This is a genomic window from Bradyrhizobium sp. SZCCHNR2028 (assembly GCF_032380995.1).
In the GTDB taxonomy this organism is placed as follows: Bacteria; Pseudomonadota; Alphaproteobacteria; order Rhizobiales; family Xanthobacteraceae; genus Bradyrhizobium.
In genome coordinates this window covers 351,927-362,333 of sequence record NZ_JAUHJF010000006.1, presented here as the reverse complement: position 1 = coordinate 362,333, position 10,407 = coordinate 351,927, and the positions used below count along the sequence as shown (strand labels likewise).

The 10,407-nt window shown below is 67.9% G+C and carries 8 protein-coding genes; 2 read left to right on the top strand and 6 right to left on the bottom strand.

Annotated elements, in window-relative coordinates; genetic code table 11:
• Positions 1 to 150: 150 nt before the first annotated feature.
• From tsaE to ubiE, 6 genes are all read right to left on the bottom strand, one after another.
• Positions 151 to 1,680 (bottom strand): tRNA (adenosine(37)-N6)-threonylcarbamoyltransferase complex ATPase subunit type 1 TsaE, encoded by a 1,530-nt coding sequence (gene tsaE, locus QX121_RS13650; protein WP_315784435.1) that lies wholly within the window; start codon positions 1,678 to 1,680, stop codon positions 151 to 153.
• Positions 1,677 to 4,184, bottom strand: a complete 2,508-nt coding sequence (locus tag QX121_RS13645; protein ID WP_315812190.1) for a sensor histidine kinase — start codon at positions 4,182 to 4,184, stop codon at positions 1,677 to 1,679. The genes tsaE and QX121_RS13645 overlap by 4 nt, the downstream gene beginning before the upstream one ends.
• A gap of 189 nt (positions 4,185 to 4,373) precedes the next feature.
• Entirely contained in the window at positions 4,374 to 4,832 is a 459-nt protein-coding gene (dut, locus tag QX121_RS13640; protein ID WP_315812189.1) for a dUTP diphosphatase, read from the bottom strand.
• Positions 4,829 to 6,256, bottom strand: coding sequence for a bifunctional phosphopantothenoylcysteine decarboxylase/phosphopantothenate--cysteine ligase CoaBC (gene coaBC, locus QX121_RS13635; RefSeq protein ID WP_315812188.1), 1,428 nt, complete (start codon positions 6,254 to 6,256; stop codon positions 4,829 to 4,831). Before coaBC ends, dut begins: the two co-directional genes overlap by 4 nt.
• Positions 6,257 to 6,466: 210 nt before the next feature.
• The gene (gene ubiB / locus QX121_RS13630) at positions 6,467 to 8,041 is read right to left on the bottom strand and encodes a 2-polyprenylphenol 6-hydroxylase (protein WP_315812187.1); all 1,575 of its coding nucleotides are present in this window, start codon (positions 8,039 to 8,041) and stop codon (positions 6,467 to 6,469) included.
• A complete protein-coding gene (ubiE, locus tag QX121_RS13625) occupies positions 8,038 to 8,799 on the bottom strand; it encodes a bifunctional demethylmenaquinone methyltransferase/2-methoxy-6-polyprenyl-1,4-benzoquinol methylase UbiE (protein ID WP_315812186.1) in 762 nt (253 codons plus the stop codon). Before ubiE ends, ubiB begins: the two co-directional genes overlap by 4 nt.
• Positions 8,800 to 8,904: 105 nt before the next feature.
• On the opposite strand from ubiE, the gene mutM reads away from it, so the two are divergent.
• Positions 8,905 to 9,786: a bifunctional DNA-formamidopyrimidine glycosylase/DNA-(apurinic or apyrimidinic site) lyase gene (mutM, locus tag QX121_RS13620; protein ID WP_315812185.1), complete on the top strand. Its 882-nt coding sequence runs from the start codon at positions 8,905 to 8,907 to the stop codon at positions 9,784 to 9,786.
• A 79-nt stretch (positions 9,787 to 9,865) separates the two neighbouring features.
• Positions 9,866 to 10,351, top strand: coding sequence for a cyclic nucleotide-binding domain-containing protein (locus tag QX121_RS13615; RefSeq protein WP_315775824.1), 486 nt, complete (start codon positions 9,866 to 9,868; stop codon positions 10,349 to 10,351).
• The last annotated feature ends 56 nt before the right edge of the window (positions 10,352 to 10,407 follow it).

Genomic DNA, 10,407 nt, shown 5'->3' with positions numbered 1-10,407 from the left:
TCCTTCGAATCGGACGAAGCTTGCCTGTCAGGAATCAACCCGGTCTGAATTGTCAGGACTCAGCCCGGTTCATACCCCTGCGAACCCCCACCCCCAACCCCTCCCCGCAAGGGGGAGGGGAGCGCACCGTCGGTGCCGTGAGAGGGTGCCTCAAGCTACGCCAGCCGGTGGCGGCACATTCGCCGCGTACCAATCGCGTAGCGGCTCCAGCGCCGCGTGCGCCAGCGCGCGGTGGAGATAGTCCCAGATGCGAGGCTGGTGCTTGAGGTAGTGCGGCTTGCCGTCACGGCGGTTGAGGCGGGCGAAGGTGCCCAGCAGGCGGGTGTTGCGCTGGGCGGACATGATCGCGTAGTGCGTGCCGAATTCGTCGGCGTCGAAGTCCGTCGGCGCAGCTTGGCGTGCGGCGATGTAGCGCTCTCGGAGCGCCTGCTCGATCTCCGCCGACACGTCGATCCGGGCGTCCTGCGCCAGGGAGACCACGTCGTAAGCCGGCGGGCCCATCACCGCGTCCTGGAAGTCGATCACGCCCACGCGCGCGATGCCTTCGCGCGACGGCAGCCACAGCAGGTTCGGCGAATGATAGTCGCGGATCACCCAGGTCGGCTTGGCCGCGAGCGGCGCCTCCAGCAACTCGCGCCATTTTTCCAGGAATTCGGCGCGCAGCACCTGCGACAGCTCCACGCCACGGTCGGGCAGGTACCATTCGAGCATCAGGCCGATCTCGATCAGCATCGCGTCGATGTCGAAGGTCGGGACCTTGTAGGTCACCTGCGGCGCCAGCGGCAGCACGGCGGGCACGTCCTGCCCATGCAGCGACGCGAGAACATCGACTGCGGCCTCGTAGCGCTCCACGACCGGCCGTGGCGGGTCGCCCTCGATCACGCCCTCGCGTCCGAGATCCTCGGTGACGAGAAAGCCGTGGCCGAGATCGGCGTCGTTGATCTTCGGCGCCGAGATGCCGCGTCCGCGCAAGGCGGCGGCGATCGCGACGAACGGGCGAACGTCCTCGGCGAGATGCACGGCGCCGCTATAGGGCTTGCCGTTGTAGCTCGCCGGGCCGTCGGGCCGCTTCGGCGAGTTCATCAGGATGTAGACGCGCTCGCCCTTGTGGAGCCGCGCATAGGAGCGGGTCGAGGCGTCGCCGGCCATGTGCTCGCGGCGCGATCTGGCGTGCCCGGCCTCGGCGAGGAATTCGCGCAAGGCTTTCAGCCGTGCAACCACCGCGGCCGCCTTGCCGCTGCCGGTGATCTCGGCGCTGCGGGCGGTGTCGCCCTGCGATGGATCGTGGCGCAGCGCGATGTCGACGCGGTCCAGCGGGAGAGTGCCGCCGGCGCGCTCCGGCCATTCGATCAGCACGACGGTCGCCTCCGGCAGCGGCGACAGGCCGATCTCCTCGAGCTCCGATGCGTCGCTGATGCGATAGAGATCGGCATGCACCAGCGGGAAGCTCGGCAGATCGTAGCTCTGCGCCAGAGTGAAGGTCGGACTCGGCACCTCCAGCTCGTCGTCGCCGGCGAGGTACCGGATCATCGCCCGCGCCGCCGCCGTCTTGCCGGCGCCGAGATCGCCGGTGAGCGTGATCAGTGCACCCGGGCCGATCAGCAGCGCGAGATCGGCCATCAGGGCGGCGGTGGCGGTCTCGTCCGCCAGCGCGGTGGTGAATGTCAGCTGGTCCGTCATTCCGCGGCGTTGCGTTGCGCGACGTGGTCGGTCGGGAAGTCACAGGTGACCGTGGTGCCCTTGCCGACCACCGAATCCATCCGCACCCTGCCACCATGCAGCTCGACGAAGGAGCGCACCAGCGACAGGCCGAGGCCGGCGCCGCGATGGCGCGAGCCCTGCGAATGGCTCTCGAACCATTCGAACACCTTGTCCTTCACCTCGGGCGGAATGCCGGGGCCGGAATCGGTGACCGCGAAGATGACGCTGTGATCGGTGCGGCGGGCGCTGACGGCGACGCTCGAATCCGGCGGCGAGAAGCCGACGGCATTGGCGAGCAGATTGTAGAGGACCTGGACGACGCGGCGCTCGTCGCCGACGAAGGAGCCGACATCGGGGTCCACCGCGATCGTCAATCGGATGCGATCCGTGGCAAGCCGGTCCTGCACGCCTTCGGCCGCGGCCTCGATCGCCTTGGTGGCATCGACCGGCCCGAGCTCGAGCTTCATGGCGCCGGCATCGATGGTGGCGAGGTCGAGAATGTTGTTGGTCAGCGCCAGCAGCGCGTTGGTGGATTTGGTGACGTAGTCGAGATACTCGGCCTGCTTCGGCGTCAGCGGCCCGGTCGACGGATCGGAAAGGAAATGCGCGAAGCCGATGATCGTCGTCAGCGGCGCGCGCAGCTCGTAGGACACGTGGTGGACGAAGTCGATCTTCATCTGGCCGGCGGCTTCGAGCGCCTCGTTGCTCTCGCGCAGGGCCCGTTCGACATTCTCGGTGTCGGTGATGTCCTGGAAGGTGAGCATGGTCGCGCCGTCGGGCAGCGGCCGGCTCATGCAGTCGAGCACGCTGCCGTCCTTGCGCTCGAGCTTCAGCGCAACGTCGAGCCGGTTCTCGATCGACGTGATCGCCTCGCGGATGGTGCGCCAGGCGACCGCGTCGTCGTAGAGCTGATGGCACCAGGATTCCACGGTGTCGATATGCGGATGCTCGCGCAACTGATCCGGCGACAGCCGCCACATCTTGGCGAAGGCCGGATTGAACAGCTCGACCCGGCCGTTCGAGCCGAACACCGCGACGCCCTCGGCAAGGCTGTCGAGGGTCTCGCGCTGGACCCGGATCAAGCCGTCGAAGCGGCGGGCAAGCGCGAAGCTCTCGGTGACGTCGTCGAACAGATAGGTGACGCCGCCTTCCGGGTTCGGCGTGGTGACGACCGACAGCGCGCGGCCGTCGGGCAGGAACCAGGTGTCCTTGGCGGCCTCGACGGCGCGATAGGCCTCGTGAAGCTTGGCCTTCCAGGCCCGGAAGTCGGCCTGCTCGGGCAGCTTGCGCGCGGCGCGCAGACGGTCGAGCACCGACGAGTCGTCCGGCTGGCTGTCCAGGAAGGTGGGATCGAGACCCCACAGCCGGCGATAGGAGTCGTTGTAGAAGGCGAGCCGGCGCTGGCCGTCGAACACGGCTACGCCCGAGGACAACTGATCGAGCGTGCGCCGGTGTGCTTCCCGCATCCGCACCACGGCCGCATCCAGCGCCGCCGCCTCGCTGGCGTCGATGGCGACGCCGGCGCTGCCGTGGCCCAGCATGAAGGCGCGCACGTCATACATGCGGCGCTCGCCGCCGGTCACGATCGGCAGCCGGCCCTCGAAACGGCCGTTGGCGCCGAGTGCGCGCTGCAGGTCGGTACGGTCGGCGGAGTCGAGCAGCTCGATGTTGCGGCTGATCGCGTCCGGCACGTCGCGGGCATCGGCGGCACGGGCATAGGCGGCGTTGACGTAAGCGAGGGCGCCATTGGCCTGCCGTGCCCAGATCGGCCACGGCAGCGCCGATGCCAGCGCGCGCAGCGACTCCGTCTCCTCGCCGAGCGCCTTGAAGCGGAGCTGCGTCTCGGCGAGCTCGCGGCGCAGACCGGACAATTCACGGATGCGCACGATGGCCTGGCCGCCGATGGCGCGGCCCATCGCCTCGATGGCATGGCCGTGCGAGGTGGTGAGATTGAGCATGAAGCCCTCGCCCGCCTCGCGCAGCGCGTCGACGGCGCGGTCGAGCTGCAGCGCGGGCTCCGGCGGCAGCCAGGTTCCGAAGGCGAGAATGCGCTGCGGCTGATCCTGCGGGACCAGCATCGCGGTGTCGCCGGAGATCTGCGGGCGGTGGCCGCCGGCCGGCCAGGCGATCAGGATCTGCGGCTCGGCGAACAGCAGCGCGCGGTAGCGATCGGCCTGCAATTGCAGCTCGGCGATGTCGGCGCGCAGCCGCGCTTCCTTCCGGCCGGCCGCCAGACGCGTGCGCACCAGCGCGACCGCGGCGACGACGGAGAAGCCGAGCAGCGCCAGCATCGCCGTCACCTCGGCGACATCAGGACGGCTCAGCTCGAACAGCGTCGTGATCGCATCCGGCGGCACGCCACCGCCTGCGAAGCCCGGTGTCGCCGGCGCAAGCGCAGTCGCAGCGAGACCCATCAGGCCCTTGCGCGCGAGTGACGTGCACGACAGCAGCGTCTGACGCATCACCACGATCACGCCCGACATATTTGCCCCAAACCGCACGAAGTTTCGGGCGGCGCCGATCGCGTCGCCCGCGCCGTCTCACGAATCAATCAACCATAACCGCTTCGGGACTCCAGCGGTAAGAGTCCAGACCGTGAACGATGGTTGCGCCTGAGGAAAATGCGTCCGCCGATCGACTCTTTCGAGTCGGAACAGTGGCAAGCCCGTAGTTCAACGGCCTGTCGAGCCGAAGCCGCCGCTGCCGCGCGCGGTGGTCGGCAAGGTTGTCGCGAGGCTGAGCTCGGCGCGTACGACGGAGGCGATCACCATCTGTGCGACGCGCTCGCCGCGGCGAATCGTAAACGGTTCCTTGCCGTGGTTGATCAGCAGCACGCAGATCTCGCCGCGGTAGTCCGCGTCCACCGTGCCCGGTGAGTTCAGCACCGTGACGCCGTGCCGCGCAGCGAGCCCCGAACGCGGCCGCACCTGGGCCTCGTAGCCGTCGGGCAGCGCGATCGACAGTCCCGTCGGCACCATCGCGTGGCTGCCTGACCCAAGGACGAGCGGTGCATCGGCCGGAACGGCGGCGAGCAGATCGAGCCCCGCGGCATGTGCGGTCTGATAGGCCGGCAGCGGCAGGCCCTCGCCATGCGGCAGGATCTGCACGTCGATCGCGATGGTCTGTGTCACGCAATGGGTCCCATGGTTCTGGCGATCTCGGCGACGAGCGCCGTCGCGACCTCGTCCTTGGTCATGATCGGCCAGGACGCGACATGGACGCCATCGGCATCCCTCGTCAAGAGATGCACGGTGTTGCGGTCGCCGCCCATCACGCCGGTCGAAGGCGAGACGTCGTTGGCGACGATCCAGTCGCAGCCCTTGCGCGCGAACTTGGCTTTGGCGTTGTCGATCAGATGTTCCGTCTCGGCGGCGAAGCCGATCACGAGTCCCGGCCGCTTCTCCTTCAGCTTCGAGATCGTGGCGAGGATGTCGGGGTTCTCGACCAGCGTCAGCGGCGGGATCGCCTTGTCCGTCTTCTTCAGCTTCTGGCCGCCTTCATTGGCGACGCGCCAGTCGGCCACCGCCGCGGCGAAGATCGCGACGTCGGCGGGCAGCTCGGCCTCGACGGCGTCGAGCATCTGCCGCGCCGATTCGACGTGGGTGACGCTGACGCCCTTGGGGTCGGCAAGCTCCACCGGTCCTGCGATCAGCCGCACGTCGGCGCCGGCGGCCTGCGCGGCGGCGGCGATCGCAAAGCCCTGCTTGCCGGAGGAGCGGTTGGCGATGTAGCGCACCGGGTCGATCGGCTCGTGGGTGGGGCCCGCGGTGATCAGCACGCGGCGGCCGGCGAGCGGGCGCGGCGTCGGCGGCTTGAGCATGGCGACGACGGTGTCCGCAATCTCGGTCGGCTCGGCCATGCGGCCGACACCGGCCTCGCCCTTCTCCGCCATCTCGCCGGCGTTCGGCCCGATCATCTGGATGCCGTCGCGCTGCAGGGTCGCCGCGTTGCGGCGCGTCGCCGGGTTGCTCCACATCATCGGGTTCATCGCCGGCGCCAGCAGGATCGGCCGGCTCGCCGCGAGCAGGATGGCGCTGGCGAGGTCGTCGGCGGCGCCGTGCGCCATCTTCGACATCAGGTCGGCGGTCGCCGGTGCCACCACGATCAGGTCGCAGTCGCGCGCGAGCCGGATATGGCCGACGTCGAACTCGCTGCGTGCGTCGAACAGATCGGTGAAGACACGATCTCCCGACAGCGCCGATGCGGCGAGCTCGGTCACGAATTGCGTCGCCGCCTTGGTCAGCACGCAGCGGACGTGGATGTGGCGCTCCTTCAGCCGCCGGATCAGGTCGAGCGATTTGTAGGCGGCGATGCCGCCGCCAATGATCAGGGTAACGCGCGGGTCGCGCACCTGGCCGGGCTGGGGGACGAGCGGGGCAGACGGGTTGGCTGGAGCTGGCGGCGCCATTGGCGGCTCGGACGGATCGACAGGCTCGATCAGCGCGCGCAGGATGACCCGGACTTCCTCCTCGACCGAGCGCCCGTTCTGCGCCGAGCGCAGGCGCAGATAAGTTTTGAGAGAGTCGTCCAGCTTGCGGATGGTCAGGCTCGCCATGACCGCCTCCCCAGCATTGTCGTTGTGAGTGCAATGCTAGCAGAAAATGACAGCAGTGCAATCAAGCCGTAGGGTGGGCAAAGCAGCAGCCGCAGGCGGCAGCGTGCCCACCGTCGATGCGCATGCATCGGTAGGACGGTGGGCACGGCGCCACTGCGATCTCGCACGCGGAAACGGTACGGCTGCGCCTTTGCCCACCCTACATCTTCGTCACAGCCTCAGCACCGCGAACAGGATGCCGATGAAGGTCAGCGCGATCACCCACAGCGCGATGGCGCGCCAGCGGCTCTTCTTGCCTTCGGTGCGGCCCATGGCGGCGATGGTTTCGGGCGACAGCCGCAGGCCGTCGCGGGTCATGCTCTCCATGTGCTCCAGCACGGCGGCGGCGCGGGCGGCGAGCACGGGCAGGGTCGCGCTGAGCCGGACTAGGTCGCCGACGCCGGACACGGCGCCTTCGATGCGGCCGAGCGGGCCGAGATTACGCTCGATCCATTCGCGCACCACGGGATCGGCGACCTTCCAGATGTCGAGCTTGGGATCGAAGCCGCGCGCGACGCCCTCGACCACCACCATGGTCTTCTGCAGCAGGATCAGCTCGGGTCGGGTGCGCATGTCGAACAGGCCGGTGACCTCGAGCAGCAGGGTCAGCAGCTTGGCCATCGAGATTTCTTCGGCCGTGCGGTTGTGGATCGGCTCGCCGATGGCGCGGATGGCTTGTGCGAAATTCTCCACCGAATGATGCGGCGGCACGTAGCCGGCCTCGAAATGCACCTCGGCGACGCGGCGATAGTCGCGGGTGATGAAGCCGAGCAGGATTTCGGCCAGGAAGCGCCGCTCCTTCATGCCGAGCCGGCCCATGATGCCGAAATCGACCGCGACCAGCCGGCCCTGCTGGTCCAGGAACAGGTTGCCCGGATGCATGTCGGCGTGAAAGAAGCCGTCGCGCAGGGCGTGGCGCAGAAAGCTCTGGATCACCTTGCGGCCGACGTCGGGCAGATCGACATTGGCCTCCGCGAGTCGGGCGTGATCGTTCAGCGCGATGCCGTCGATCCACTCCATCGTCAGCACGGTGTTGGCGGTGCGATCCCAGTCGACCGCGGGCACGCGGAAGTCCGGATCGTCCTTGATGTTTTCCGCCATCTCCGAGAGCGCGGCGGCCTCCAGGCGAAGGTCCATCTCCATCGCGACCGAGCGCGACATCGTGTTGATGACCTCGACCAGCCGCAGCCGCCGCGCTTCCGACGAATGCGCCTCGGCCTTTTCGGCGACGAAGAAGAAATCGGAGAGGTCGCGGCGGAAGCGCGCGGCGACGTTGGGCCGAAGCACCTTCACCGCGACCGGACGACGAATGCCGTCGTGTTCGACCTCGCCGCGATGCACCTGCGCGATCGAGGCGGCGGCGACCGGCGGGCCGAGATGCGTGAACAGCTGGCTGATCGGACGTTCGAGGGCGGTGGCGATGACCGCCTCGGCCTCGGCCTGCGGGAATGGCGGCAGCCGGTCCTGCAGCGATTCGAGATCGCGCGCCATGATGACGCCGACGACATCGGGCCGGGTCGCCAGGAACTGGCCGAGCTTGAGATAGGCCGGGCCCATCCGCTCCAGCGCGCGCGACAATCTTGGTCCGGATTTGGCGCCGGGGCGCTCGACCAGCCGCGCCAGCTTGAGCGCGAGCTGGCCCGGCGGCGGCGCCAGGCTCGGATCGACAGCGCCGAACACGCCCTCGCGCGCGAACACGAAGGCGGCCCGGGCGAGCCGCGTAATATGAGTGAGTGCGGAGATCACAAACGCCAGCCGGAATGGAGCGCGACGATGCCGCCGGAGAGGGTCTGCCAGGACACGCGGGAGAAGCCGGCGGCCGAGATCATCTCGGCGAAGGCGCTGGGGCGCGGAAACTGGCGGATCGATTCGACGAGGTAGCGGTAGGACTCGGCATCGCCGGTGACGGCGCGGCCGAGCTGCGGGATCACGTTGAAGGAGAACAGGTCGTAGAGCTTGTCGAGCCCGGGGACCTCGACGGTCGAGAACTCCAGGCACAGGAAGCGGCCGCCATGCTTGAGCACGCGATGGGCTTCTGCGAGCGCCAACTCGATCTGCGGCACGTTGCGGATGCCGAACGCGATCGTATAGGCGTCGAAGGAGCGGTCGGGGAAGGCGAGCTTCTCGGCATTGCCCTCGACGAACGAGACCTTGTCGTCGAGATATTGCTTCAGCGCCCGTTGGCGCCCGACCTCGAGCATGTCGATGTTGATGTCGCACACGGTGGCATGGAAGCCGGCGCCGGCCTTCCGGGCGGCGCGGAAGGAGATGTCGCCGGTGCCGCCGGCGACGTCGAGCAGCGCGAACGGCGCATCGCTCTTCGGCGGGTTCAGCGTGTTGATCATGATGTCCTTCCAGACGCGGTGCAGTCCGCCCGACATCAGGTCGTTCATCAGGTCATAGCGCGACGCCACGCTGTGAAACACGTCGTTCACCAGCGTCTGCTTCTCGCCCAGAGGCACATCCCTGAAGCCGAAATGAGTGGTTTGGTCCGGCTGATCCATCACCCTTACTCCGATACAGCACCATAGCGCCGATGCGGCCAAGGCGCTATCACGTCAGCCAGACAAGGTGAATGGTCGCGGATGCAAAAGGTGAAATGAACAGGAATGCCTGAGCTGCCCGAAGTCGAGACCGTCCGGCGCGGGCTGCAGCCGGTCATGGAAGGCGCGGTCATCGTCAAGGCCGAGGCCCGGCGTGGCGACCTGCGGTTTCCGTTCCAGCCCGATTTTGCGAAGCGCCTGCAGGGCCAGACCGTCAGGGGTCTCGGCCGGCGTGCCAAATATCTGCTGGCCGATCTCGGCTCCGGGGACGTGCTCCTGATGCATCTCGGCATGTCCGGCTCGTTCCGGGTGATCAAGCCGGAGCACGAGGAGACGCCCGGCGAGTTTCACACTCCGCGCGGCAAGGACAGCGTGCACGACCATGTCGTGTTTCACATGTCGTCAGGTGCCGACATCGTATTCAACGATCCGCGCCGCTTCGGCTTCATGAAGATCATCGCGCGCGGCGACATCGAGGCGGAGCCGCATCTGAAGGATCTCGGGCCCGAGCCGCTCGGCAACGAATTCGATGCCGGCATGCTGGCGCGCGCCTGTGCCGGCAAGAAGACCAGCCTCAAGGCGGCGCTGCTCGACCAGCGCGTCGTCGCCGGGCTCGGCAACATCTATGTCTGCGAGGCGCTGTTCCGCGCGCACCTGTCGCCGCGGCGGCTGGCGGCGACGCTCGCCACGAAGAAGGGCGAGCCCACGGATCACGCCAGGCGTCTGGTGGAAGCGATCCACACCGTGCTCAACGAGGCGATCCGCGCCGGTGGCTCATCGCTGCGCGATCACCGCCAGACATCAGGCGAGCTCGGCTATTTCCAGCATTCGTTCCAGGTCTATGACCGCGAAGGCGAGCCGTGCCGGACGGATGGCTGCAGCGGCGTGGTGAAGCGTTTCGTGCAGAACGGACGCTCGACCTTCTGGTGTCCGAAGTGCCAGAAGTGATGTAGCAGCCGACGCGCCGGCGCACGGCCGGCTGCGCGGGTCCGCTTGTGACGGACGAGGGTAGGCGTATACTGCGGCCATGGCTGTCAGCTCGCCCGATCTGAAAGCATTCCTGCTCGCGACGCCGTTCTTTGGCGGCCTGCCCGACGCGAGCCTCGATCTGCTGGTCTCGATGCTGGTGGAGCGCCGCTTCGACAGGGGCGCCGTGGTCGTCGCCGAAGGCGAGGCGGGCCGCTCGATGTTCGTCGTGCACAGCGGCACGCTGGAGGTGAGCGAGCGCTTGGAGACGGGCATTGCGATCCGCATGTCGTCTCTCGCGCCCGGTGATTTCTTTGGCGAGATGACCTTGCTCGAAATGCAGAACAGGTCGGCCACGGTGGTCGCGGAGACGCCGACCATCTTGTATGAGCTGACGGCACAGAATCTCTACGCGTTCTACAAGGCCGACATCCAGGCCTATGTGATCGTGATGCAAAACATCAATCGCGAGCTGTGCCGCCGACTGCGTCGCGCCGATGCGCGGATCAAGGCGCTGGAGACGGGCGCGCGGTCGTCGGGTTTCTGAACCTCTCCCAGCCTTGCGGGGAGAGGGAGCGCACCGCCCGCGCCGTGAAAGCTCAG